Source organism: Nonomuraea turkmeniaca, from assembly GCF_005889735.1.
Classification (GTDB): domain Bacteria; phylum Actinomycetota; class Actinomycetes; order Streptosporangiales; family Streptosporangiaceae; genus Nonomuraea; species Nonomuraea turkmeniaca.
The window spans coordinates 1-24,312 of the sequence record NZ_VCKY01000124.1 but is presented as its reverse complement, the minus strand read 5'-3'; the positions used below and the strand labels follow the sequence as shown (position 1 = coordinate 24,312).

21 protein-coding genes are annotated in these 24,312 nt (G+C 70.3%); 11 read left to right on the top strand and 10 right to left on the bottom strand.

What is annotated here, in order from left to right; genetic code table 11:
- Window positions 1-142 precede the first annotated feature (142 nt).
- Window positions 143-388, bottom strand: coding sequence for a sulfurtransferase TusA family protein (locus ETD86_RS31120; RefSeq protein WP_043638353.1), 246 nt, complete (start codon window positions 386-388; stop codon window positions 143-145).
- A complete protein-coding gene (locus tag ETD86_RS31115; protein WP_170223368.1) occupies window positions 385-1,527 on the bottom strand; it encodes a cysteine desulfurase family protein in 1,143 nt (380 codons plus the stop codon). The genes ETD86_RS31120 and ETD86_RS31115 overlap by 4 nt, the downstream gene beginning before the upstream one ends.
- Before the next feature lie 142 nt (window positions 1,528-1,669).
- Between ETD86_RS31115 and ctaC the strand changes: the two genes are divergently transcribed.
- The 4 genes from ctaC to ETD86_RS31095 all read left to right on the top strand — a co-directional run bounded on the left by ctaC (window position 1,670) and on the right by ETD86_RS31095 (window position 5,923).
- Entirely contained in the window at window positions 1,670-2,497 is an 828-nt protein-coding gene (gene ctaC / locus ETD86_RS31110) for an aa3-type cytochrome oxidase subunit II (RefSeq protein ID WP_138670109.1), read from the top strand.
- On the top strand, window positions 2,494-4,158 hold the full coding sequence (ctaD, locus tag ETD86_RS31105; RefSeq protein ID WP_138670107.1) for an aa3-type cytochrome oxidase subunit I: 1,665 nt from the start codon (window positions 2,494-2,496) through the stop codon (window positions 4,156-4,158). Before ctaC ends, ctaD begins: the two co-directional genes overlap by 4 nt.
- Complete coding sequence (locus tag ETD86_RS31100; protein ID WP_138670105.1) at window positions 4,158-4,571, top strand: cytochrome c oxidase subunit 4; 414 nt, start codon at window positions 4,158-4,160, stop codon at window positions 4,569-4,571. Before ctaD ends, ETD86_RS31100 begins: the two co-directional genes overlap by 1 nt.
- Window positions 4,572-4,711: 140 nt before the next feature.
- Window positions 4,712-5,923, top strand: a complete 1,212-nt coding sequence (locus ETD86_RS31095) for a L,D-transpeptidase (protein WP_138670103.1) — start codon at window positions 4,712-4,714, stop codon at window positions 5,921-5,923.
- A gap of 303 nt (window positions 5,924-6,226) precedes the next feature.
- Here ETD86_RS31095 and trpD read toward each other — a convergent pair whose 3' ends face one another.
- Window positions 6,227-7,273 (bottom strand): anthranilate phosphoribosyltransferase, encoded by a 1,047-nt coding sequence (trpD, locus tag ETD86_RS31090; protein ID WP_138670101.1) that lies wholly within the window; start codon window positions 7,271-7,273, stop codon window positions 6,227-6,229.
- A 7-nt stretch (window positions 7,274-7,280) separates the two neighbouring features.
- Entirely contained in the window at window positions 7,281-7,679 is a 399-nt protein-coding gene (locus ETD86_RS31085; protein WP_138670099.1) for a hypothetical protein, read from the bottom strand.
- Between the two features lie 208 nt (window positions 7,680-7,887).
- Between ETD86_RS31085 and ctaE the strand changes: the two genes are divergently transcribed.
- Genes ctaE through qcrB form a run of 4 tightly spaced genes read left to right on the top strand, consistent with a single transcriptional unit; the run spans window position 7,888 to window position 12,126 of the window.
- Window positions 7,888-8,544, top strand: a complete 657-nt coding sequence (gene ctaE, locus ETD86_RS31080; protein ID WP_138670097.1) for an aa3-type cytochrome oxidase subunit III — start codon at window positions 7,888-7,890, stop codon at window positions 8,542-8,544.
- A gap of 14 nt (window positions 8,545-8,558) precedes the next feature.
- The gene (qcrC, locus tag ETD86_RS31075; protein ID WP_138670095.1) at window positions 8,559-9,371 is read left to right on the top strand and encodes a cytochrome bc1 complex diheme cytochrome c subunit; all 813 of its coding nucleotides are present in this window, start codon (window positions 8,559-8,561) and stop codon (window positions 9,369-9,371) included.
- Window positions 9,368-10,480, top strand: coding sequence for a cytochrome bc1 complex Rieske iron-sulfur subunit (qcrA, locus tag ETD86_RS31070; RefSeq protein ID WP_138670093.1), 1,113 nt, complete (start codon window positions 9,368-9,370; stop codon window positions 10,478-10,480). The genes qcrC and qcrA overlap by 4 nt, the downstream gene beginning before the upstream one ends.
- Window positions 10,477-12,126 (top strand): cytochrome bc1 complex cytochrome b subunit, encoded by a 1,650-nt coding sequence (gene qcrB / locus ETD86_RS31065; protein WP_138670091.1) that lies wholly within the window; start codon window positions 10,477-10,479, stop codon window positions 12,124-12,126. The genes qcrA and qcrB overlap by 4 nt, the downstream gene beginning before the upstream one ends.
- A 272-nt stretch (window positions 12,127-12,398) precedes the next feature.
- On the opposite strand, the gene ETD86_RS31060 is transcribed toward qcrB, so the two are convergent.
- A complete protein-coding gene (locus ETD86_RS31060; protein WP_138670089.1) occupies window positions 12,399-12,686 on the bottom strand; it encodes an Lrp/AsnC family transcriptional regulator in 288 nt (95 codons plus the stop codon).
- A 17-nt stretch (window positions 12,687-12,703) separates the two neighbouring features.
- Window positions 12,704-14,428: a DEDD exonuclease domain-containing protein gene (locus tag ETD86_RS31055; protein ID WP_138670087.1), complete on the bottom strand. Its 1,725-nt coding sequence runs from the start codon at window positions 14,426-14,428 to the stop codon at window positions 12,704-12,706.
- 75 nt (window positions 14,429-14,503) lie between these two features.
- Here ETD86_RS31055 and ETD86_RS31050 point away from each other — a divergent pair, with 75 nt between their 5' ends.
- The 3 genes from ETD86_RS31050 (at window position 14,504) to ETD86_RS31040 (ending at window position 19,082) form a co-directional block, all read left to right on the top strand.
- Window positions 14,504-16,006 (top strand): serine/threonine-protein kinase, encoded by a 1,503-nt coding sequence (locus ETD86_RS31050; RefSeq protein WP_138670085.1) that lies wholly within the window; start codon window positions 14,504-14,506, stop codon window positions 16,004-16,006.
- The gene (locus ETD86_RS31045; RefSeq protein ID WP_138670083.1) at window positions 15,996-17,426 is read left to right on the top strand and encodes a serine/threonine-protein kinase; all 1,431 of its coding nucleotides are present in this window, start codon (window positions 15,996-15,998) and stop codon (window positions 17,424-17,426) included. Before ETD86_RS31050 ends, ETD86_RS31045 begins: the two co-directional genes overlap by 11 nt.
- 81 nt (window positions 17,427-17,507) lie before the next feature.
- The gene (locus tag ETD86_RS31040; RefSeq protein ID WP_138670081.1) at window positions 17,508-19,082 is read left to right on the top strand and encodes a hypothetical protein; all 1,575 of its coding nucleotides are present in this window, start codon (window positions 17,508-17,510) and stop codon (window positions 19,080-19,082) included.
- Here the strand turns inward: ETD86_RS31040 and ETD86_RS31035 are convergent.
- The 4 genes from ETD86_RS31035 to ETD86_RS31020 form a co-directional block, all read right to left on the bottom strand.
- Entirely contained in the window at window positions 19,079-22,075 is a 2,997-nt protein-coding gene (locus ETD86_RS31035; RefSeq protein WP_138670079.1) for an FtsX-like permease family protein, read from the bottom strand. The genes ETD86_RS31040 and ETD86_RS31035 overlap by 4 nt on opposite strands.
- Window positions 22,072-22,884, bottom strand: coding sequence for an ABC transporter ATP-binding protein (locus tag ETD86_RS31030; RefSeq protein WP_138670077.1), 813 nt, complete (start codon window positions 22,882-22,884; stop codon window positions 22,072-22,074). Before ETD86_RS31030 ends, ETD86_RS31035 begins: the two co-directional genes overlap by 4 nt.
- Before the next feature lie 25 nt (window positions 22,885-22,909).
- Complete coding sequence (locus tag ETD86_RS31025; protein WP_211370426.1) at window positions 22,910-23,578, bottom strand: ATP-binding cassette domain-containing protein; 669 nt, start codon at window positions 23,576-23,578, stop codon at window positions 22,910-22,912.
- A 160-nt stretch (window positions 23,579-23,738) separates the two neighbouring features.
- Window positions 23,739-24,312, bottom strand: a 574-nt coding sequence (locus ETD86_RS31020; RefSeq protein ID WP_211370425.1) for a PH domain-containing protein, incomplete at its 5' end; no start/stop codon positions are given.

Genomic DNA, 24,312 nt, shown 5'->3' with positions numbered 1-24,312 from the left:
CTCGAACTCCATCGCACTCCCCAAGCTGGGGTGTTGCGACGATCCCTAGAACGGAAGGCCGACGCGCCGGGGGTGGGGCGTTTTCGTGGTCGCCGGGGGCGGTCCCGTTGCCGTCGCCGGGCCGACGTCCTGTCCGGAAAAATCAGTAATTGCGTCTGACGTGGATCGCCCAGCCGCCCTCCGGCAGCTCGTACGAGCCGACATGGCGATGCGACTTCAGCCTGCACCACGCCGGCACGTCCGTATAGGCCGCGGGATCGTCGGCCAGCACGGCCACCACGGCGTTCAACGGGACGTAGTTGATCTGCTCGGCGAGCATGATGATCGGGATCGGGCACTTCTTCCCGAGCGCGTCGATCGTCAAAGCCGGCTGAGTAACCTCGGTCATGCGACTCCTGCGTCCTGGCGGATGCGGCGCACCATCTCGGGCAGCACGGCGAGGAATCTGTCCACCTCGGCCGCGGAGACGCCCCTGGGCAGCGACACCCGGACATTCCCATGCGTCAGCACGCCCATCGCTTCAAGAACGTGCGATGGACGAAGCGTACTAGCGGTGCACGAACTTCCGGACGATACGGCGAATCCCGCCTTGTCCAGCTCGGTGAGCAGCGCCTCCCCGTCGACGTACAGACACGAGAAGGTCACGATGTGCGGCGCCCGGTCGTCCGGGTCGCCGATCACCTCCACGTCCTCGACGACCTTCGGCAGCGTCTCCCTGATCTTCCCGACGAGCTCGGAGATCCGCGCCTGCTCCTGCGCCGCCTCGGCGGCCATCGCGCGCAGGGCGGCCGCCGCGGCCACGATGCCGGGAACGTTCTCGAACCCCGGCACCCGCCGCCGCTCCCGCTCGTCCTCCGGCAGGAACGAGCGGAACCGGGTGCCCTTGCGCACCACCAGCACGCCCACCCCGGCCGGGCCGCCCCATTTGTGTGCGCTGGCGGTGAGCACCGACCAGCCCGGCGGAATCGGCATCCGGCCGGCCGTCTGCGCCGCGTCCACCAGCAGCGGAACGCCGTGCGCCCGGCACGCCGCGGCCGCCTCCGCGACGGGCTGCAGCGTGCCGACCTCGTGGTTGGCCGTCTGCAGGCAGGCCAGCGCGGTGCCGGGCCGTCCCACGGCCGCGGCGAACGTGTCGAGGTCCACCCGGCCGGTCAGATCCACCCCCACCGTCTCCACCGTGCCGCCGTCGCGTTCATGCACGCCGCCGGCGTGCAGCACGCTGGAGTGCTCGACCGCGCTCGTGACCAGATGGCGTCCGGTCCTGCGCCTTCCGTGTAGGGTGCCGAGCACGCCGAGATGCACGGCTTGCGTGCCGGAAGAGGTGAACGACACCTCGTCCGGGCGCGCGCCGAGTGCCTCGGCGACCTCCGTGCGGGCCTGCTCAAGCAGCAGATGCGCGCGGCGGGCCTGGCCGTACAGTCTCGCGGGATCGGCCCAGCCGACGTCGATCGCCGCCAGCAGCGCCTCGCGCGCCTGCGGGTGGAGCGGCTCGCTCGAAGCCGCGTCGAAATACGCCACGAGACTCATCGTCCCACTTGCGGCGCCATCGAGGGGTCGCGCGGGGGGGCGAGGCACGTGCACGCTAATGTGTCTGCAATCAGCTGTGCATATGGAAATACGAGCGCCCAAGGGAAAGACTCTTGGGCTTCATCTGTGGGGTAGGCGATCCGTGAGTCCGACTCGCCGTACGACGCGGCGTTCGTTGGCCCGGCGCAGGGTGCCACGCGCCGCCGCTTTGGCGTTGCTGCTGGCCACTGCTACGGCGTGTGCTAATGACGTCCCCGAGGCCAATTGGTCTCGCGGCCTTCTTCCCGACCACATCACCGAGCAGGGTGGTCCGATCCAGACGCTCTGGAACGGTGCGTGGATCGCCGCACTCGCCACGGGCGCCGTCGTCATCGTCCTGATCGCGTGGGCGGCAATCTTCCACCGTAAGCGCAGGTCGAAGGCCGATCTCCCGCCGCAGGTGCGTTACAACCTGCCGATCGAGATGCTCTACACCTTGATCCCGCTGGTCATGGTGTCGGTGTTCTTCTTCTTCACCGCCCGCGACAGCGAATACCTCACCCGCATGTCGAACAACCCCGACGTCCGGGTCAAGGTCGAGGCTTTCCAGTGGAGCTGGCGTTTCACCACGACGGTCGGTGGCAAGACGCTGCAGCCGGTCGCCGGCATGCCGGTCAGTGACTACCACCAGGGGCCCCAGCTCGTGCTGCCCGTGAACAAGACGATCGAGTTCGATCTGTCGACGGACGACGTCATCCACTCCTTCTGGGTGCCGGAGTTCCTGTTCAAGCGTGACGTGATCCCGGGCATTCCGGAGGACAACCCAGGCCGCAAGTTCGAGATCAAGACCCTGAACAAGCCGGGCGTTTACGCGGGTCGCTGCGCCGAGCTGTGCGGCGTCGACCACAGCCGCATGCTCTTCTCGGTGAAGCTCGTCAATGACCGTGAGTGGAACCAGTACATCGCTACACAGGCTGGGAGTGCCCAGTGACCGCCATTCAAGAACCACTTCGCGCGCCGGTCGGGCGGCCCACCACCAAGGGCCAGGTGATCGCCAAGTGGCTGTCCTCCACCGACCACAAGATCATCGGGCATCTCTACCTGATCTCGTCGTTCATCTTCTTCCTGATCGGCGGCATCATGGCGCTGATCATGCGGGCGGAGCTGGCGCAGCCGGGGCTGCAGCTCACCAGTAACGAGCAGTTCAACCAGCTGTTCACCATGCACGGCACGATCATGTTGTTGATGTTCGCGACGCCGCTGTTCGCCGGCTTCGCCAACGAGCTGATGCCGCTGCAGATCGGCGCCCCCGACGTGGCGTTCCCGCGCCTCAACATGGTGAGCTACTGGCTCTACCTGTTCGGCAGCATCATCGCCGTGTCCGGCTTCTTCACCCCGGGCGGCGCCGCGTCGTTCGGCTGGTTCGCCTACACGCCGCTGTCGAACGCGATCAACTCGCCCGGCATCGGCGGCGACCTGTGGATCATGGGCCTGGCGCTGTCCGGTCTGGGCACGATCCTCGGCTCGGTGAACTTCATCACCACGATCATCTGCATGCGCGCCCCCGGCATGACCATGTTCCGCATGCCGATCTTCACCTGGAACGTCCTGCTCACCAGCATGCTCGTGCTGATGGCGTTCCCGGTGCTGGCCGCCGCGCTGCTGGCCCTGGAGGCCGACCGCAAGCTCGGCACCCACATCTTCGCCTCGGAGAACGGCGGGGCGCTGCTGTGGCAGCACCTGTTCTGGTTCTTCGGCCATCCAGAGGTGTACATCATCGCGTTGCCGTTCTTCGGCATCGTGACCGAGGTGCTGCCGGTCTTCAGCCGCAAGCCGATCTTCGGCTACATCAGCCTCGTGGTCGCGACGATCTCGATCGCCGGTCTGTCCATCACGGTCTGGGCGCACCACATGTTCCCGACCGGGCAGGTGTTGTTGCCGTTCTTCTCGTTCATGACGTTCCTCATCGCGGTGCCGACCGGGGTGAAGTTCTTCAACTGGATCGGCACCATGTGGCGCGGGCATCTGTCGTTCGAGTCGCCGATGTTGTTCTCGGTCGGCTTCCTCATCACGTTCCTCCTGGGCGGTCTGACGGGCGTCATCCTGGCCTCGCCGCCGCTCGACTTCCACATCAGCGACACCTACTTCGTCGTCGCCCACTTCCACTACGTGGTCTTCGGCACCGTCGTGTTCGCGATGTTCGCCGGCTTCTACTTCTGGTGGCCCAAGTTCACCGGCAAGATGCTCGACGACAAGCTGGGCAAGCTGCACTTCTGGCTGCTGTTCATCGGCTTCCACACCACGTTCCTGGTGCAGCACTGGCTCGGCATGGCGGGCTTCCCGCGCCGGTACGCCGACTACAGCGCGGCCGACGGCTTCACCGACCTCAACCTGCTGTCGTCGGTGGGCGCGTTCATCCTGGGCCTGTCCACGCTGCCGTTCTTCTACAACGTGTGGAAGACGTGGCGCAGCGCGCCGAAGGTCACGGTCGACGACCCGTGGGGGTACGGCGGCTCGCTCGAATGGGCGACCTCCTGCCCGCCGCCGCGGCACAACTTCACCTCGCTGCCGCGCATCCGGTCTGAGCGTCCCGCCTTCGACCTGCACTATCCGCACGTGTCCGCCAAGCCCGTCCAGGAGGTCGAGGCCTGATGAGGGTACAAGGGTGGCTGTTCCTCGCCTGCGGCCTGTTCTTCGCCGGCGTCGACATCGCCTACTGGTTCTGGACCAAGGCGGCCACCGGCCAGGGTGAGCCGGTCGGCACCACGGCCATGGCCATCTCGGTCGGATTCGCGTTCATGGTGGGCTACTACCTGATGTTCACCGCGCGGCGCATCGGCCCGCAGCCGGAGGACAACAAGCAGGCCGACATCAGCGAGGGCGCCGGGGAGATCGGGTTCTTCAGCCCGAGCAGCTGGTGGCCGCTGTTCGTGTGCCTGGCGGCGGCCTTCGCCTTCGCCGGGTTCGTGTTCGGCTTCTGGATGTTCCTGATCGGGGTCTTCCTGATCCTCATGGCCATGGTCGGGTTCGTGTTCCAGTACTACCGGGGCAACTTCTCGCACTGAGCGAAACCGGAGCGGGTGTCCTTCCTTGGGGGAGGACGCCCGCTTTTTGGTGTTCTTTACCAGAGGTCGGATGTGGTGATTCGATCACTCAGGGTAATAAAGGAGGCAGAAGCGGTTCGATCTTGGGCGAGGGAGTCACTGTGGCGCGCGTAACGTATGGATCCGCAGGGCTGCTGGCCTTGGCGTTGCTGGCGGCTTGCTCGGCGGGCGGCCAGGCCGGGAACGGGCGTGACGGGGTCGCCATGGCCGGCGGAGGGGCGCGGGGGCCCGCTGTGTCGTTCTCTCCCCAGGACAAGACTCAAGGTGTGCCCACAGACCAGCCGGTGGTGGTGGCGGCCAACAGCGGCAGGCTCAAGAGCGTAGAGGTGGACGGCGGCAAGTCCGGCCCCCTGGTGGGCGTGCTGAGCGGCGACGGCACCCGCTGGCGCAGCACCGGCACCGCCCGCCCCGGCACCGCGTACACGGTCACCGCCGTCTCCGTGGACGCCGCGGGCAAGCAGACCTCGGCCACCAGCACGTTCACGACGGTCAAGGGCAAAGAGACGTTCGACATCGAGACCATCACCCCGAACAAGGACGACACCGGCCTGACGGTCGGCGTCGGCATGCCCATCATGATCGCTTTCGACAAGCCGGTCACCGACCGGGTGTCCATCGAGCGCAACCTCACCGTCCGCAGCTCCAAGCCGGTGGAGGGGGCCTGGCACTGGTTCGACAGCCAGCATGTCGACTTCCGGCCGCAGGAGTACTGGCCCGCCCACACGCGGGTGCGGGTGGAGGCACGGCTGGCCGGCGTACGCGGGGGACCCGGCATGTACGGCAAACGCGACGTCACGCTCAACTTCAAGATCGGCCGGTCGCAGATCACCAAGGGCAGCACCGACGAGCACGTGCTCCACGTGCGGCGGGACGGCAAGAAGATCCGCACGATGCCGATGAGCGCCGGCCAGGGCGGGCAGTGGAAGTACTACACGACCTCGGGCATCCACCTGGCGATGTCGCGCGAGCCCGTCACCGTCATGACCTCCCCGGGGATCGGGCCAGGCCAGGCCGGCTACTACCAGTTGACGGTCTACAACACCGTGCGCATCTCCAACAGTGGCGAGTACGTGCACAGCGCACCCTGGTCGGTCGGCTCGCAGGGCAACTCGAACGTCAGCCACGGATGCGTGAACATCAGCCCGGCCAACGCCGCCTGGTTCATCAAGAACACGCTGATCGGGGATCCGATCATCATCACCGGGTCGCCGCGGAAGCTGGAGCCCACGAACGGCTGGGGCCATTGGCAGGAGAACTGGAAGCAGTGGCTGAAGTGGAGCTCGCTCAAGAGCGGCCCGACGATCAAGCTGTGACGGCCGGCGTCGCCCGAGCACCTGTCGCCACCCTGGGCGCCCGCTGTCGTCTGAGCGCCCGCCGTTCCCGAGGGCGCCCAGGGGCCCGCCACGCCCGCCGTTCCCGAGGGCGCCAAGGGCCCCGCCACGCCCGCCGTTCCCGATGGCGCCCAGAGGGGCCCGCCACGCCCGTCGTTTCCTGAGGGCGTCACAGGGCACGCTGCCGCCCGTCTTTCCTGAAGGTGCCCGGGGCCCCGCTGTCGCCCGTCGCGGCCTGAGCGGGCCGCTCAGGCGTCCAGGGCTCGCTTCCTCGGCACCCGTGGGTCAGGCCGGGCCGAAGGAGCCGCTGACCTCCACCCAGCGGTCCAGGACGGCCGCGGCGGCGCCGGAGTCCACGGCCTGCGCCGCGCGGGAATACGCCTCGGCCATGGCCGCGTCGAGATCGTCGCCGGGCCCGTCGTAGGCCACCAGGGCGGCGGCCGCGTTGAGCAGGACCGCGTCGCGCACCGGCCCGGTCTTGCCGCCGAGCAGGTCGTGCACGGCCTGGGCGTTGAACACCACGTCGCCGCCGCGCAGCGCGCCCGCCTCGGCGCGCGGGATGCCGAGGGCCGCCGGGTCGAACGTCGTCTGCGTGGCGGTGCCGTCCTTGACCACCCAGACCGTCGAGGTGCCGGCGATGGTCAGCTCGTCCAGGCCGTCGTCGCCGCGGAACACCAGGGCGGACACGCCGCGCTCGGCGAAGACGCCCGCGAGCACGGGCAGCATCCTGGCGTCGAAGACGCCGATGGCCTGGGCCGACGGGCGGGCCGGGTTGGTGAGCGGGCCGAGGAAGTTGAAGATCGTGGGCACGCCGATCTCCTTGCGCGTCGGCCCGGCGAAGCGCAGTGCGGGGTGGTAGACCGGGGCGAAGCAGAACGCGATGCCGGCGTCCAGCGCCACCCGCGCCGTCTGCTCGGGTGTGAGATCGAGGCGGATGCCCAGGTGTTCCAGGACGTCGGCGGCGCCGCACGAGGACGAGGCGGCGCGGTTGCCGTGCTTGACCACGCGCGCGCCGGCGGCCGCGACGACGATGGCGGCCATCGTCGAGACGTTGACAGTGTGCGCGCGGTCGCCGCCCGTGCCGACGATGTCGACCACGGGGCCCTCCACACTGAGCGGCGTCGCCAGATCGAGCATGGTGCGGGCCAGGCCCACCACCTCGGACACCGTCTCACCCTTGGCACGCAGGGCGATCACGAAGCCCGCGATCTGGGCGGGCGTCGCGGAGCCCGACATGATCTCCCGCATGGCCCAGGCCGTCTCGTCCGATGTCAGATGCTCTCCGGCCAGGAGAGCGGAGAGCAGGGCAGGCCAGGTCGTCCGGGAGTCCATGGGGCACCTACTTAGCGTTGAGTCGGGTGGAAGAACGGCGGCGCATCAGGTCGGCCACCGTGTCGGCCACGACCATGGGCTCCAGCGGCTGGGACACCACGGCATCGGCCTTCGACCATTCGGCCAGCCACCGGTCGTCGCGCCGGGCGATGATCAGGCAGATGGGCGGGCAGTCGTAGACCTCGTCCTTGGCCTGGCGCGAGACACCCATGCCGCCCGCGGGCTGCGTCTCGCCGTCGAGGACGGCCACGTCGATCTCGCCCGAGCCCAGCCACTGGTGGACCTTGGGCTCGGTGGCGCACTCCACGATCTCGACGAAAGGCACGCCCGCCGCGGGCCGTCTGCCGATGGCCTGGATCACCTCAGCCCTCGTGGCGGCGTCGTCGCTGTAAACGAGGACCTTCATCGTGTCGTCGGTGCTCCCAGATGACGTCACTGTCGCGCTCACTATCGGTCGTAGCGGTAGGGTCACCCTGGATCGTACCGGTGTGCCGGTGTGCAAACCCAGGTTGCCGCCCCTGTGGGGCGTTTTGCGGCAATTATCCCAGGTTGGTGGCCGGTTTGTACCTGCTAACGGGGGGTCGTGCGCCGGACCGACCACCGGAGCCGCAATAATGCTGCCCGTGGCGACAGCATCCGCAATAACTTCGACGACGACACCACAGTCGTACCGCAGACCCAATCTGGTCAGCGTCGGGACGATCGTGTGGCTGTCCTCTGAGCTCATGTTCTTCGCGGCGCTGTTCGCGATGTACTTCACCATCCGGTCGGTGAGCGAGGGCAAGGGCCTCGAGTGGGGTCCCTCCCTCATTCCCGCAGGCGCGCAAGCCGCCGAGGGAGCCGCTCACCTGGACATCCCGTTCGCGACGGTCAACACGATCATCCTGGTGCTGTCGAGTGTGACGTGCCAGCTCGGCGTGTGGGCCGCGGAGAAGGGGCAGGTCGGCAAGCTCCGCTTCTGGTACATCGTCAGCTTCCTCATGGGCGCGGTCTTCATCGCGGGCCAGCTGTACGAGTACAGCAAGCTGGCGTCAGAGGGCGCTACCTTGGCCGCCAATGCCTACACCTCGGTGTTCTACCTGACGACAGGCTTCCATGGCCTGCACGTGACCGGTGGCCTGATCGCGTTCCTGTTCATGCTGGGACGCACGTACGCCGCGAAGCGCTTCACGCATGAGCAGGCCACCAGCGCGATCGTCGTGTCCTACTACTGGCACTTCGTAGACGTCGTCTGGATCGGTCTTTTCGCGACCATCTACATCATTCGTTAAGGAACGGGATCTCTGTGACTAGGATCACCGCTTGGCGGCGGCATCCCCTCGCGAGATATGCCGTCCTGATTTTCGCGCTGGCGCTGGTCGGGATGGTATACGCCGCCTTTGTCCAGGCGGGTAAGCCTGCCGACGCGGCGCTCGCGGCAGGCAAGGTCGATGACGTGGCCGAGGGCAAGAGCCTGTTCGTCCAGCATTGCTCCAGCTGCCACGGCATGAACGCCGAGGGTGTCACCGACAAGGCGCCCACGCTCATCGGTGTCGGCGCCGCGGCCGTCGACTTCCAGATGAGCACCGGGCGCATGCCCGCGGGCGCCCCCGCCCCGCAGGTTCCGCGTAAGCCTCCGGCGCCCTGGGTCAACGAGACGACGACCCGGCAGATCGCGGCCTACGTGCAGTCGCTCGGCGGCGGCCCGCAGGTGCCCGCACCCGAGCAGGTCGACCCGAAGCTCGGTGACGCGGGCCGGGGCGGCGAGCTGTTCCGCGCCAACTGCATCCAGTGCCACAACTGGGTCGGCGCCGGTGGAGCCCTGACCCAGGGCAAGTACGCTCCCAACCTCAATGAGGCGACCCCCACGCAGATCTACTCGGCAATGATCACGGGTCCGCAGGCCATGCCGGTCTTCAACGACTCGACGATCACGCCGGAGGAGAAGCGTGACATGATCGCCTACATCACCCAGGTGCGTTCGCAGAGAGACCCGGGAGGTTTTGGCCTGGGGCGGATTGGCCCCGTGACCGAAGGTCTCGTAGCGTGGATCGTGGGGCTCAGCGCCCTCGCACTCGCCGCCATCTGGATCACCGCGAAGAAGCGACAGAAGTCATGACAGACAACGAGCACGAGATCGAGCAGCCGGACGAGCGTGTACCCAAGCGCGTCATCGGCACCCCCGCGCCGGGCACCTCGATGCTCGGCACCGTGGAAGCGTCGGACACCGACGCGGAAGTCCCCGGCGTGACGCTGCAGGACGAGGACAAGGCGCGCAAGGCCGAGAAGATCGTGGCGCTCTGCTTCACGATCACCTTCCTCGCGTCCCTCGCGTTCATCGTCTCCTACGTGTACTTCCAGGTCGGCAGCCCCGAGGCGACCGGGACGTCCAACCTGGCACTGGGCAGCACGCTCACGATCGCGATCCTGGGACTGGCGGTCGGCATCGTGATCTGGGTCCGCCAGATCATGCCGAAGTACTCCCTGATCCAGGAGCGCCACGAGATGGCCTCCGCCGAGCCCGACCGCGAGGTCGTGGCCGACACCTTCATCCAGGGCGCCAACGAGAGCGGCTTCGTCAAGCGCAAGCTGCTGCGCCGCACCCTGCTGCTGGCGGCGGCGCCGCTCGGCCTGGTGCCGCTGGTGCTGCTGCGGGACCTCGACAACAGCAAGATGTCGGGCGGGCGGTTCAACGAGGTGCTGCGCCACACGGTCTGGGGCGAGAAGAACAAGGAGGGCAAGCCGCTCAAGCTCGTCGTCGAGGGCACCGGTCAGCCCATCAGGGCCGCCGACTTCAACTCGCCCGGCAGCATCCTGTCGGTGGTCCCCGAGGGTTTCGAGCACGACCTCAACGCCCTCGCCAAGGCCACGCTCATCCTCATCAAGTTCCGCCCGGAGGAGCTCAAGGCCGGGGTGCGGCAGAACTGGACGCACGACGGCATCGTGGCGTACTCCAAGATCTGCACCCACGTGGGCTGCCCAGCGGCGCTCTACGAGCAGAACACCCACCACATTCTCTGCCCGTGCCACCAGTCGACGTTCGACGCCGCCGACGGTGCCAAGGTCATCTTCGGACCGGCCGCCCGGCCGTTGCCGCAGCTGCCGATCACCGTGGACGAGCAGGGTTACCTCATCGCCCAGGGCGACTTCGACGTGCCCGTCGGCCCCAGCTACTGGGAGCGCGGCGACGCCGAGAGGGCGGCCAGGGAGCAGGGAGGCCAGGCATGACCACCGAACTGAAGACGGTGCCCAAAGCCATCGCCGGGCCGTCGAACTTCCTCGACGAGCGGCTCGGCGGGGCCAACTTCCTCAAGCGCAACCTGCGCAAGATCTTCCCTGACCACTGGTCGTTCCTGCTGGGTGAGATCGCGCTCTACTCGTTCATCATCCTGCTGCTGACCGGCACGTTCCTGACGTTCTGGTTCAAGCCCAGCATGGAGCATGTCATCTATGACGGCTCCTACTCGCCGCTCACGGGCGTGGGGATGTCCGCGGCGTACGCCTCGACGCTGGAGATCAGCTTCGACGTCCGGGGTGGTCTGCTCATGCGGCAGATGCACCACTGGGCCGCCCTGCTCTTCGTGGCCGGTATGACGGTCCACATGCTGCGGGTGTTCTTCACCGGCGCCTACCGCAAGCCGCGCGAGCTCAACTGGATCATCGGCGTGCTGCTGCTGACGCTGGCGCTGGCAGAGGGTCTGACCGGCTACTCCCTGCCCGACGACCTGCTGTCCGGCGCCGGTCTGCGGATCACGGAGGGCGTGGCGATCTCGCTGCCGATCGTCGGCACGTTCATTACGTTCTTCCTGTTCGGCGGGGAATATCCGGGTGAGGACATCGTCGCCCGGTTCTACGCGCTGCACATCCTGCTCATCCCGGGCATTCTCCTGGCGCTGATCTCGGCTCACATGGTCCTCATGTGGGTGCAGAAGCACACCCAGATGCCCGGCAAGAGCCGTACCAACCAGAACGTGGTGGGCGCGCCGTTCTACCCGGCCTTCATGGCCAAGGCGGGGGCGTACTTCCTGTTCACGCTCGCCGTGATCGCGGGCCTGGCGACGTTCGCCCAGATCAACCCGATCTGGCTGTTCGGACCGTACACACCAGCGGACGTGTCGGCCGGCTCCCAGCCCGACTGGTACATGGGCTTCCTGGAAGGCGCGCTCCGCATCATGCCGCCGTGGGAGATCAACCTCTTCGGCACGGCCCACGCGGGCACGTTGCCGCTGAGCGTGATCATCCCGGCACTGGTGCCGATGGGCATCATCATGACCGGTCTGGCGCTCTATCCGTTCCTGGAACGCTGGGTGACGGGCGACAACCGCGAGCACCACGTCGCGGACCGCCCCCGCAACAACCCGCACCGGACCTCCATCGGCATCTCGGCCATGACGTTCTACGGCGTCCTCTGGCTGCTGGGCGCCAACGACGAGATCGCCGCGAACTTCCACGTCAGCCTCAACTGGACGACGTACGCCGGCCGGTTCCTGATCTTCGTGGCGCCGGCGCTGGCGTACCTGATCACCTACCGGATGTGCCTCGGCCTGCAGCGCCAGGACGCGGCCGTCGTCTCGCACGGCGTGGAGTCCGGTGTGATCAAGCGGCTGCCGCACGGTGAGTTCATCGAGGTCCACACGCCGCCGGCGGACGACATCGAGGCGCACGTGCGCGGCAAGGAGCCGGTGGCGATGCTGCCGGTGGCCGAGGACGCGGCCGGCATCCCGCCCAAGGGCATGCGCGGGCCGCTCGGCAAGCTGCGCGCCCGCATGTCGAAGGCGTACGGCGGGGAGAAGATCCCGCTGGACGAGGGGCACGAGCACGAGGAAGAGCACGCCGCCATCGGCGGCGGCGATGATCGCAGCCTGACCCACTAGGAGTTGTGGCGGCCCCGGACGGATCTTTCCGTCCGGGGCCGTTGCCGTTTGCGTCCCTGACGGCTTCGCCGGCCGGCTCGCACCCGCCACCCGTCATGGCCGGTCGTGAGGGTGTTGTTTTGCTCTTTTACGGTCGCCCAGGGGCACCGCACGCGCCGTAGACCGTTGCCACCCGTCATGGCCGGTCGTGAGGGCTCACGGGTTCTCGCCGTGACGGAGCGCATGCTGAGCCGGCTCCGTGGTCAAGCGGTCACCGTGTCGGCGAATGTGGGTCAGTCGGCCTCGGGGAAGCCGATGGAGAAGGCCGCGTCCAGGTCGTGTTTGCTGTAGGCGCGGAAGGCGATGTGCGTTTCCGTGTGCAGGACGCCTTGGACCTTGTTGATGCGGCCTGGCACTACCTCGGCGATTTGTTCATACGCCGGGACGCGGACCATGGCGAGGAGGTCGTATTCGCCGGTGATGGAGTAGACCTCGCTGACGCCGTCGATCTCGGCGATCGTCTCGGCGACCTCCGTGATCCGGTCTACCTCGGCATTGATGTGGACGATAGCCGTGACCATGGACCAACTCTATCGGGTTACCGCAAAGGCCGCCCGTCGCGACCGCGTCGCTGGTCGAGATGGCGGTAGGCGAGGTCGATGCGGGCCTTGTGGCGGGCGGCCCCCCGGACGGGCAGGCTCCACACCCCGTCCAGCTCCACCAGGCGCACCCCCGGCGACTCCAGCCAGCGCAGGATGCACTCGGTCTCCTCGGCGCTGGCGGCGTGGACCGGGCCGGGGCCGGGGATGACGACCTCGGCCGTGGCCGTCAGGGAGGCGACGAACGGGGTCGGGTGCACGCCTTTCTGCAGGACGCCGGCCGCGGCGAGCCGGCCGTACCTGATCACGTGGATGTCCCAGCCGCCGCCGAACGCCGGGCTGGCGGCGACCAGCTGCGGGATGCGCGTGATGGAGCTCAGCCGCTGCATGCGGGCCGCCGTGCGGACGAACGCGGCCAGCCGGTCGCGGTCGACGGACGCCTCCTCGTAGCGCTGCTCCACCGACAGGCGCTCCATGCGGGCCGCCACGGCGGTGAAGACGGGCGTGGCGTCGAGCGTCATGGCGCGGCGGGCGCTCTCGACGTGCAGGGCGTACTCCTCCGGGCTCTCCCTGCCCTCGCACGGCGCGCCACAGCGGCCCATCTCGTGCAGCACACAGGCGGCACGCCTGGTCCGCAGGCTGATCGGCTGGGTGCACTGACGCAGCGGCACGGCCTCGTGCAGCGCGATGCGGGCGTCGTCGGCCAGGCGGGCGCTGGTGAACGGCCCGAGATAGGTGGCGTCGTCGTCCTTCAGGTCGCGCACGATGGACAGGCGGGGAAAGGGCTCGGCCGTGAGCTTGAGCCAGAGCACCTTCTCGGGGAAGCGGGAACGGCGGTTGTAGCGGGGCTTGGCGCCGCCGATCAGGCGCAGCTCCCTGACCTCGGCCTCCAGGGCGGTGGCGCAGACGATGTGGCGCACCCGCTCGGCGATGCCGATCATCTCGCGGATGCGCGGCCGGGTCTCGCTCGCGGTGAAGTAGGAACGCACCCGGTTACGGAGATTGCCGCTCTTGCCGATGTAGAGGACCTCGCCCCGCTCGTCCTCGAAGAGGTAGACGCCGGGCGCGTGCGGCACGGACTCGGCCAGGTGCCGCTTGCGCTGCTGCTCGGGCGTGGGCGCGCGGACGAACGACTTCAGCTCCTCCAGCGTGTGCACCTGGAACGAGCCGGCCCGCTCGATCAGCCCGTGCAGCACGTCCACGGTGGCCCTGGCGTCCTGCAGGGCCCGGTGGCACGGCTCGACCGGGCTGCGGAAGAACCTGGCCAGCGTGGCCAGCTTGGCGTTGGGCGTCTCGTCGCGGGTCAGCACGCGCCGCGCCAGGTCCACGGTGTCGACGACCGGGTTGGCGGGCGGGGGATGGCCCTGCGCGGCGCAGGCCGCCTTGACGAAGCGGGTGTCGAACCCGGCGTTGTGCGCCACCAGCACGGCGCCGCGGATGAACTCCAGGAAGCTCGGCAGCACCGCCTCGATCCGCGGCGCGGCCATGACCATGGAGTCGGTAATCCCGGTCAGCACGGAGATGAACGGCGGTATCGGCCCGCCGGGATCGACCAGCGTGGAGAACTCGGCCAGCACCTCGCCCGCCCGCACCTTGACCGCCCCGATCTCGGTGATGGCGTCCTCGGCCGGGGCCCCGCCGGTCGTCTCCAGGTCGAACACGACGAACGTGACCTCGTTGAGGGGAGTGCCGAGCTCGTCGAGAGTGCCTTGTACCGCGTCCACGAATCAAGACCATAGAGAGACCGACCGACAGGATCGAATAACCATCCCCCTTGATCCTTAGTTACCCTTCCCTTTGTGTCCACGGGAAGACTTGCCGGCCGCTACTCACTCCAGCGTCCTCTGGGCGCGGGTGGCATGGGGAAGGTGTGGCTGGCCAGGGACGAGATGCTTGACCGCGACGTCGCGGTCAAGGAGCTCACGCTGCCCGAGGGCATGTCGCCGAAGGAGCGGGCCGACTCGGTGAAACGGGCCGTGCGCGAGGCCCAGGCCACCGCCCGGCTGCGCCACTCCGGCATCGTGGCCCTGCATGACGTGCTCGTCGAGTACGAACGGCCGTGGCTGGTCATGGAGTTGCTGCGGGGCCGCACGCTCGCGGACACCATACGCGAGTTCGGGCCCATGCCGCCCGACTATGCCGCGCGGATCGGCGCGGACGTGCTGGAGGCGCTGTCCGTCGCCCACGCACAGGGCATGCAGCACCGCGACGTCAAGCCGGGCAACGTGTTCCTGACCGAGAGCGGCAGGGTGGTGCTCACCGACTTCGGCATCGCCCGGCAGGAGGGCCAGGCCACGCTCACCGAGCAGGGTCTGATGATCGGCTCGCCCGGATTCATCGCGCCCGAGCGGCTGGACGGCCACCCCGGCGGCCCGGCCAGCGACCTGTGGTCGCTCGGCGCCACGCTCTACACGGCGGTGACGGGCACCGCGGCCTACGCAGGGTCGGCGGCCCAGCGCGTACGCGACACGATGACGCAGCCGCCGCCCGTGGCGCCGGGCCCGCTGGGGCCGCTGATCAACGCCATGATGGCCCACCACCCGGAGACGCGCCCGGACCCGCGTGTGGTCATCCCCGCGCTCAGGCAGGTCGCCGCCGGCGGCCCGCTGCCGCACGTGCCGGCCGGCCAGGAGATGACCGTGCCGAGCCCGGTCAGGAAGCGCGGGCGGGCCGCGTTGTGGATCGCCGCGGCGGCGGCTCTCGTGGTCGCGGTGGCCGCCGGCGGTTTCTTCGTGCTGAGGAGCATGGACGGCGGGGTGCCGACGGCGTTCACCGTGCCGATGGACGTGTGCACGCTCATCAGCCAGGAGGACGTGGGCCTGCTGCTGCGGACACAGAGCCCGCCCAAGGGTCAGCGGGGCTCCGACGACGAGGGCCCCAAGTGCAGCTGGCCGATCTCCCAATCCGGTGTGGGCCTGCAGGTGCAGAAGGACTCCGACACGGTGGACCCCTGGTCGATGACCCCGGTCAGCGCGCGGACGCTGTTCCAGGGCCAGAAGCGATATTGGACGAGGTACGACCAGCTCGACTGGAAATGGCCGGAGATCGGGGTGAAGGACTCCATGAAATCCAAGCGCACCCCGGTGCGCGAGCTCTCCGGCGTCGGCGAGGAGGCGTTCGCCTTGGAGCTGGCCGGCCCCTCCGGACGGGTGCACTCGGCGTACGTCTACTACCGGCTGGCCAACCTCGTCGTGCGCGTCGAATACTCCACTGTCGCCGACCGGCCCACCGACGAGGACATCAAGCAGTCGGCGCTGAAGGCGGCCCAGGCGAGCGAGCAGGCGTTGCGCAATGCCGCATGACCTCTACCTGCTGGCGGGCCGCTACCGGCTGATCGAGCGGCTCGGACAGGGCGGCGCGGGCACGGTGTGGCGGGCCATCGACGAGATCCTGGACCGGCAGGTCGCCGTCAAGCAGGTGCGCGTGCCTGATGGGCTCGACCCGTACGCGCGGGCGCAGTTCACCGACCGCGCCATCCACGAGGCCAGGTCGGCCGGGCGGCTGCGCGACCCGGCCATCGTGCTGGTCCACGACGTGGTCCTCGAAGGCCACCAGCCGTGGATCATCATGGACCTGGTCACCGGCCGCTCGCTCGACAAGCTGATCAAGGAGCGGGGGCCGCTGCCGCCCGAGTTCGTGGCCAGGGTGGGGCTGCAGGTGCTGTCGGCCCTGGAGGTCGCGCACATGCACGGAATGTTGCACCAGGACGTGAAGCCGGCGAACATCCTGCTCGACTCCGACGGCTCGGCCATGCTCACCGACTTCGGCATCGCGACGCCTATGGGCGGGCGGGGAGAGTTCGGCACCGGCGGCTCGCCCGGCTACATGGCCCCCGAGCGGCTCAACGAGCAGCCCTCGGGCCCGGCGTCCGACCTGTGGTCGCTCGGCGCGAGCCTGTACACCGCGGTGGAGGGCCGGGCGCCGTTCGAGCGTGACCTGCCGGCCGCGGTGGCGGCGGCGGTGTTGCTGCACGAGCCGCCGTTCCCGATGCGGGCGGGTCCCCACCTGGGCGGCCTGCTGATGGCGATGCTCGCCAAGGATCCCGCCGCGCGGCCCACCGCGCCGCAGATCCGCCAGGCGCTGAGCGCCCTGCCCGCCGCCGGCACGGCCCCCAGGCGCCGCCGGTGGTGGCTGGTCCCGGCCGTGCTCGCCGCGGTCGTGGCGCTGGGCGCGGGTGGCTGGTACGCCGCCGCCGCGCTCCGCGTCGAGCCGGAGACCGGCAGATACGCCCAGGCGCCCGACCCGTGCAAGCTCCTGAGCGACGCCCAGGCCGCCCAGCTGGTGAAGGCCAAGCCCAGTCGCGGCACGACGAGACCGGGGGAGTGCCAATGGGTCGTCCGCGACCGGCCGCAACGCAGCCTCATCGTGCGGGTCTGGGCGGAGCGGCCAGACGGCGACCTCGGCGGCCCGCAGGTGGCCCAGCGGCGCTTCGCCAGCGAGAAGACCACCCGGGCCGCCGGAGAGGGCACCCAGGGCCGAGCCAACCGGGGAGGCGTCGCCGACGTCAACGATGTGGGGGAGTCGGCGATCATTCAGAACAGCTTCACCTTCTACCTCGACTCCACAGAAAGCGGCCGATCCGACAGCGTCGTACTCTTCCGGACGAGTAACGTGCTGGGCGAAGTGGTCTGGCATCGCGAGAACATGCCGGCCTCGAACCCGGCGGACAAGGAGACGGCCATCGCCGCCGCCCGCCTGGTGGCCGCCGCCCTCCCGAAGTGAGGCCACCATGAGCCGCAAGCATCTTGCAAGGGGTGTGACTAGCATGTTTCCCCGCAAGTCAGGGCAACCCCAGGAGTCCCCGTGAATCCCGGTAGCGAGTACCAGCCGCCGACCACTCCTTACCAGGTGCCGGGCAGGCCGTTCGAGCCGCAGGGACCGCCCCCGACGGTGCCGTCGATGCAGTACATGCCGCCGCCCGGGCCACCGCCGGGACCACCGCGGGGACCGCTGCCGCCTCCGCGGTCGCGGCGGCCCGCCTGGCTGCTGCCCGCGCTGGCCGCCGCCCTGGTGGTGCTGGTCGCGGCCGGCGGCGTGGGCGCCTTCCTGGTGTACGGCAAGGTCTCCGGCACGGGGGCCCCGGCCAAGACGGGGGAGCCGTCGTCGTCCCAGGCCGCGGCGGGCGTCGGGAAGGGGCCTGACGTGTGCGCCATGCTGCCCAAGGAGGAGGTCGACCGGCTCGTGCCGGAGGCGACCGTGGCCAAGTCCTCCAGGGAGTCCGACGCCACGGTCACGTTCACCTGCAACTGGGTGAACCGCCGCATCTCGTTCGGCGAGTTCTGGCGCGGGAGGGAGATCGACGTCAGGATCGAGCAGTGGAAGGGCGAGGGAGCCAGGACCGGCAGGTCCATCGCCCAGGGCTCCCACGAGATCGACTACGGCAGTGCCAAATACGGCGAGACCGCCAAGCCGACCCTGGACCCGGGCCAGAAGATGTACGTCTCTCCAGTCAAGGACATCCCGGGCGTGGGTGAGGGCGCGTTCGCCCAATACACCTGGAACCGGGACGGGAAGCTGCTGTGGTACGCCTTCGGCAAGGCCTACGCCCGCGTCGGCGACATGACGATCGAGCTCAGATACCAGGCGGACCAGCAGCGCAAGGACGCGCAGATCCTGTCCAATGAAACCGTCCAGGCGATCACCGAGGAGAACGCGATCCGCGAGGTGAGCGGGCTGATCGGACACTTCGCCAAGGGCGCGGCCGCCTGGCAGGCGAAGAACCCCGGCGTGCTGGCCCAGCCGGAGCCGTCGCAGAGCGCGCCCGCGGCGAGCAGCACGCCGACGCCCTCGCCGTCCGTCCTGCCGTCCTTCCCCGCCGACTGCGCCGCCCTGACCGAGACGGCGAGCCGGCTGGTGCCCGAACCGGCCACGCGGGCGCGCGCCACCACAGTCGGCGCCGACAATCAGACCGAGTGCCGCTGGCTCAACCGTGAGCTGCCCGGCGGCCCAGGGATCACGAAGATCCGCAGCGCGCTGATCACCGTGCACCGGTTCACGAACCGGGCGGGCGGCGTCGACGAGGCCTCGGCCAAGGGCTACTACGAAAGCGAGTACGGCGGCGACCGCAACATGGCGCAGTCGTCGATGGCCGGCATCACCTGGGGCAAGGTCGCCAACGTCGACGGGCTGGGCGAGCAGGCGTACCGGCAGTTCATCCAGACCAGGCGGGGCGAGGTCTCGGCCTCCTCGGGGACGGTGCTGATGCGCAAGGGCGCTGTCGTGGTGCGGGTCGACTACTCGGGGCACCAGCGGCCCGAGGGCGAGCCGACGAACTCGCCCAAGGTCAAGTTCATGACCGAGAAGGACGCGGTGGCCGGCGCGCTCACCTTGGCCAGGGCGTACATGGCGGAGCTGGAGAAGCAGCCGGTGGGCGGCTAGGCGGGGGCGTCGCGCAGCCGCTCCACGCGGATGCCGCGCAGCAGCAGCTCCGACACCACCACCGCGGCCAGCAGGCTGACCAGCAGGGCGGCGCCCACGACGAGCGCGACGGGCGCCACCGCCACCTCGTGCGGCAGCGGCGGCGTGATGGGCGGGGCGGCGAACTGCGGGATCCTGCCGAGCGCCGCCCCGGCCGCCACCAGTCCCGCGAGCAGCCCGGCCAGCGTGCCCGCGGCCACGGTGATCACCTGCTCCAGCAGCAGCGCCGTCCGTAGCGCCGCCACGCGCGCCCCTGACGCCTCCAGCGCGGCCAGCTCGTACGCGCGCCTCCTGGCCGCCGTGTAGAGCGCGAGCACGGTCCGCCCGAGCGCCAGCGCGGCGGCCGCCAGCGCGGACACCAGCAGCAGCAACAGCGCCAGGCCGGGCCCCTGCCCGGCGAAGGACGCGGCCAGGTCGGCCGCGGTCCGCCGCGACACCACCGTCAGCCCCTGGCGCTCCAGCGCCCGCTCCAGGGCGGCGGTGTCGGACAGACTGCTCCACACCTGGAACTCGGCCTTCTCGTGCACCCCGTACGCGTGCCTGTCGGCCTGCTCCAGATCCACCAGCACGCCCACGTCGGTCAGGCCGGGCGCGGCGGCGGAGGTGACGACTCCGCGGACGGGATCGGCGAAGGCGTTGTCCAGCCCCGGCACCACCTTCCTGCCGACGGGCCCGACCGTGACGGCGGCCATCTCCGGGTCGTAGGTGACCGGGCGCAGCGTCTGGTTGCCGACCATGGTGATCGCGAACGCGCCGTCACGCTTGCCCGGGTCCTCGTCGACCCGCCACTGCGGCAGGTCGAGCGTGCGCCAGCGCCCTTGGTCCCGCACGGCGAGGCCGGTGACGGCGACGCGCACGTACGCGGACGCCGCGAACTGCGGTGGCGGGATCGGCTCCCCGGTGAAGGCGCGCAGCTCGCAGTCGGACCGCTCGCAGCCCGGCGGCAGGTTCCACTCGTGCGTGCCCGAACGCCCGGTCAGCTCGCCCAGCGGGATGTGGCCGGGCCGCAGCTGGCCGGGCACGCGCAGCGTGGCGAACAGCTTGATTGTCCACCCTTTTGGGGGTTTGTCGTGGGTGACCACGGCGCGGAACCGGTCGCCGCGTACCCACACCCGCGGCGACGCCGGCCCCGGCAGCGCGGCGGCGGCCTTGGCCAGGGACGTGCCGCCCGCCAGATCCGCCCGCCAGGCCGCGCCCACGGCGGCCAGCCGCGCCGGGTCCGAGGCGATCAGCTGCGGCGGGCCCGGCATCTTGATCACCGGTGCGGCCGTTCTGCCGCCAGGATCGGCGGCGTTCACGGCGGCGACCAGCCTGTTCGGCTCGACCGGCCGGACGGTGATCGCGGTGGCCGCGCCGTTGTGGAACCTGGCCGCCTCCGCGTAGTCGCCCGTCGTGGCGCTCCACGCCGACACCGCGAACGTGGCCAGCCCGAACGCCGCCCCCAGCACGATCACGCTGCCCGCCGTCACCGGCCCCCTCGCCACCTGCCGCAGCGCCAGGAACGGCCCGAGACCGCCGCGCCGCCTGGTGACCCCGAACAGCCGCGTGGTCAGCACCGGCACCGCCCGGCTGGCCAGCAGCGCCACGCCCAGCGCGACCAGCCCCGGCACCGCCATCGCGCCCGAGCTGCGTCCCGAGACGTCGGTGAGCACGCCCGTGGCCAGCAGCTCCACCAGGCCGAGCGCGGTGACCGCCAGGACCACGGCGTCCAGCACCCAGCCGCGGGCCGTCCTGCGCGGGGTGCGCCGCCACTCCTCGGTGACCGGCCTGGTCGCCGTACGCCAGGCCGCCAGCGCCGCGGCCAGCACGCCGCCCAGCATGGCCGCGACCCCGGCCAGCGCCGCGTCCGGCGGGAAGAACACCGGGACGCCCGCGGGCAGCAGCGCGCCGATCATGGCGCCGGCCGCCGCGCGCCCCACCAGCAGCCCGAGCGGCACGGCGGCGGCGAGCAGCAGCAGCGGCTCGGCCAGCGCGAACACCTGGACCCGCACCCGCCCGTGCCCGCGCAGCCGGGCCAGCGCGATCTCCGCGCCGCGCGCCCTGACCAGGTCGCCCACCGTCTGGAAGAGCAACATCCAGCCGAGCCCCACCAGCTGGGCGATCACCAGCAGCGTCGGCACGCCGAGCGAGCCGGTGTTGGCGGTCATGGCCTTGAGCATGTCGGCCACGCGCGAGTACACGATGGCGTTGGTGTTCCGGCCCGCGGACTCGGCGGCCGCCTGCATGGCCGCCAGCTTCTCCACGTCCCGCTCGTCGAACCGCTCCAGGTCGATGTAGACGATGGCGTAGTCGGTCCAGCCGGACTGGTCCCGCAGCCCGGAGCCCACGGAGATGGTGTACGTCTCGAGCCTCGTCTGCGGCACGGTGAACAGCGCGTCGGCCTTGTTCTCGCCCGGCTCCCCGGTGGGCGAGAACAACGTCCGGCCGAACCAGAAGGGGTCGTCGGCCGGCCCCGGCCGGTAGATGCCGACCACCTCCAGCTTCGCGGGCCGGCGCTGCCCTTCCGCGGACACGAACTCGACGATGGACGACAGCCCGATCCGCTCGCCGACCTCGAACCCGGACGCCTGGCTGGCCAGCACCTCCTTGGCCGCGGCCGGGCAGCGGCCCTCGGCCAGCGTCAGGTGCTCGCACTGCCCGTCCTGCCAGACCAGCGAGTACGCCCGCCGGTCGCCCGGCCGGCCGCTGGTGGTCTCCATGCCCAGGATCGGCCTGCTGGTGAAGTCGGCGCCCGCGGTGAACTCCGCCACCTTGGCCTCGATGGCGCCCTCGGTCGTGGTGTAGCGCCAGCCGCGCCCCTCCAGCGGCGCGGCCTCCACCGCGTCCCTGGCGATCGTGGTGCGCGCGGCGGCCGAGTAGATCGGCCCGACGGCCGCCGAGGCGATCGGCACGATCGCGATGAGCAGGACGACCAGCGAGAGCGTGCGGCGTTCCCAGAGGCCGCGCAGGATCACGGCTCGGCCCTCCGCAGCGCGATGCCGTCCTCCAGCTCCTCGATCCTGGCCATGGAGCCCGGCGGCAGCAGGTGGTGGTATTCGGGCGGCACCTGCACGGCGCCCTCTCTGCCGACGACCACGAAGTCCTCGCCGCTTCTGCCCTCTGCGCCGACCCGGCCGTCCCTGATCGTCACCGTACGGCTCAGCGCCTCGCTCACCGCGGTGTCGTGCGTGACCACGACCGCGGTCGTGCCGGAGTCCGCCGCCGCGCGCTTGATGAGCTCGACCACCCGCGTGCCGGACTCCTCGTCGAGCTGGCTGGTGGGCTCGTCCGCGAGCAGCAGCTTGGGGGCGTTGGCCAGCGCCACGGCCACGGCCAGGCGCTGCTGCTCCCCACCCGACATCCGGCCGGCCGGGCGGTCGCCCGCGTCGCTCAGGCCCACCTGGTGCAGCAGGTCGCGGGCGCGGGGGCGGTCCCGCTTGACGGCGCGCTGGGCGAAGGCGACGTTCTGGGCGGCGGAGAGGTAGCCGATGAGGTTGCGTGCCGGGTTCTGCAGCACCATGCCGATGTGCGCGGCCCGCAGCCGGTCCAGGCGGCGCTGGTTGAGCCGGCTCACGTCGGCGCCGTCCAGCCACAGACGGCCCGCGCTCGGCCGCAGCAGCCCCGCCAGCAGCCACAACAGCGTCGACTTGCCGGCGCCGGACGGGCCGAGCAGGGCGACCGTCTCGCCCTCGTCGATCACCAGGTCCACGTCGCGCAGGGCGACGACCTCGACGTCCTGCGCCTTGTAGATCTGCACGATCCCGTCACACCTGACCACGCTCATGGGCAGCTCGCCGGACGCACGCGCCTCATGGGGCGCTCCTGGACGTACGGCCGCCGCGGGCCACGGCGCGCAGCTCGATCACCCGGTCGCAGCGCTCCGCGACCTCGGGGTCATGCGTGGCGATCACCAGCGTGGTGCCCTCGTCCGCCACCGCGAGCAGCTCGTCCAGCACGACGGCGCGGTGCGTGGCGTCCTGCTCGGCCGTCGGCTCGTCGGCCAGCAACACCCGGGGCCGCAACGCCAGCGCCCTGGCCACCGCCACCCGCTGCTGCTGCCCGCCCGACAGCTCCTCGACCAGGTGGCCGGCGAACCGCGCCACCCGCAGCCGCTCCAGCGCCCCGGCCGCCAGCCGTACGGCCTCGCGCGGCGCCCGCCCGGCGGCACGCAGCGCGACCTCGACGTTCTCGGCCGCCGTGAGCAGGCTCAGCAGCCCGTACGACTGGAAGACGAGTGCCAGCCCGGCCCGCAGCCCCGGCTGCTCGTCCAGGGGCACGCCGCCGACCAGGACCCGCCCAGAGGCGGGCGGGAGCAGCCCGGCGAGCGTGGTCAGCAGCGTCGTCTTGCCCGAGCCCGACGGACCCATGAGCGCCACGCGCTCGGCCTGTCCCAGCTCGAGGGTGAGATCTTCGATGATCGTGCGCCCTCCTGCCCGGCAGCTGAGTGCGCGGCAGGCGAGCGCCGGTCCAGGCGCCACCCGCGGATCATCCTCCTGACCAGTGATCCACGTCAACGGTTAATGAGGCTGCAACCGGGTTGCAAGTGGGACAAATACCTTTATTTCTGCAAGCGCTTGAGCCGCGGGATCCGCGTTTGTCCAGTACAGGGGCATGGGCAAACCGAGGGGATCACGCGGCTCACCTTTTCGGCCACGCGTCGCGTGGTGTCCGGTCCAGGAAGGGCTCCAGCAGGCCGGGCACCGCGCGCGAGGCCAGCTCCAGCCCGTCGCCGCGGCCCACGTCCACGACGTCGTAGTGCCCGTCGCCGGCGGCGGTGGTGGCCGACACCGTCAGCAGGCCGTGCCGCCGCTGGAAGAACGACTCGGTGATGGTCCAGGCCGAGATGCCGGCGCGGTCGAGCGCCGTCGTGCGGCGGAGCGTGGCGCCGTTCCGGGTGATCAGGTGCCGTCCGCCGAGCGCGTGCCCGAGACTCTTGGCACTCTCCACGGCCAGCCACAACCCGAACGGCAGCGCCACGGCGGGCACCACCCACACCGAGCCCCGCACCCACGCCCACGGCACCGTCCAGCCCGCCACCAGCGCGCCGGCGCCCAGCACCGCCGTGGTGATCAGGGCCCGCCCGATCCGCCTGCGCCTGGCCGCCGGCGGATGCGCCACAAGCCGGCCCCCACCTGCCGCGCCCGGCCCGGCGACGGGTGTGCCGTGGGTGTGCCCGGCCGGGGCGAGGAGGTCCGTGCCCGCTATTCTCCCC

Excerpts from the sequence above, each read along its gene's own strand:
- ETD86_RS31120 (WP_043638353.1), bottom strand. The coding sequence starts at position 388 with ATGACCGAGGTTACTCAGCCGGCTTTGACGATCGACGCGCTCGGGAAG.
- ETD86_RS31115 (WP_170223368.1), bottom strand. The coding sequence starts at position 1,527 with ATGAGTCTCGTGGCGTATTTCGACGCGGCTTCGAGCGAGCCGCTCCAC.
- ETD86_RS31100 (WP_138670105.1), top strand. The coding sequence starts at position 4,158 with ATGAGGGTACAAGGGTGGCTGTTCCTCGCCTGCGGCCTGTTCTTCGCC.
- trpD (WP_138670101.1), bottom strand. The coding sequence starts at position 7,273 with ATGGACTCCCGGACGACCTGGCCTGCCCTGCTCTCCGCTCTCCTGGCC.
- ETD86_RS31085 (WP_138670099.1), bottom strand. The coding sequence starts at position 7,679 with ATGAAGGTCCTCGTTTACAGCGACGACGCCGCCACGAGGGCTGAGGTG.
- ctaE (WP_138670097.1), top strand. The coding sequence starts at position 7,888 with ATGCTGCCCGTGGCGACAGCATCCGCAATAACTTCGACGACGACACCA.
- qcrA (WP_138670093.1), top strand. The coding sequence starts at position 9,368 with ATGACAGACAACGAGCACGAGATCGAGCAGCCGGACGAGCGTGTACCC.
- qcrB (WP_138670091.1), top strand. The coding sequence starts at position 10,477 with ATGACCACCGAACTGAAGACGGTGCCCAAAGCCATCGCCGGGCCGTCG.
- ETD86_RS31060 (WP_138670089.1), bottom strand. The coding sequence starts at position 12,686 with ATGGTCACGGCTATCGTCCACATCAATGCCGAGGTAGACCGGATCACG.
- ETD86_RS31045 (WP_138670083.1), top strand. The coding sequence starts at position 15,996 with ATGCCGCATGACCTCTACCTGCTGGCGGGCCGCTACCGGCTGATCGAG.
- ETD86_RS31030 (WP_138670077.1), bottom strand. The coding sequence starts at position 22,884 with ATGAGCGTGGTCAGGTGTGACGGGATCGTGCAGATCTACAAGGCGCAG.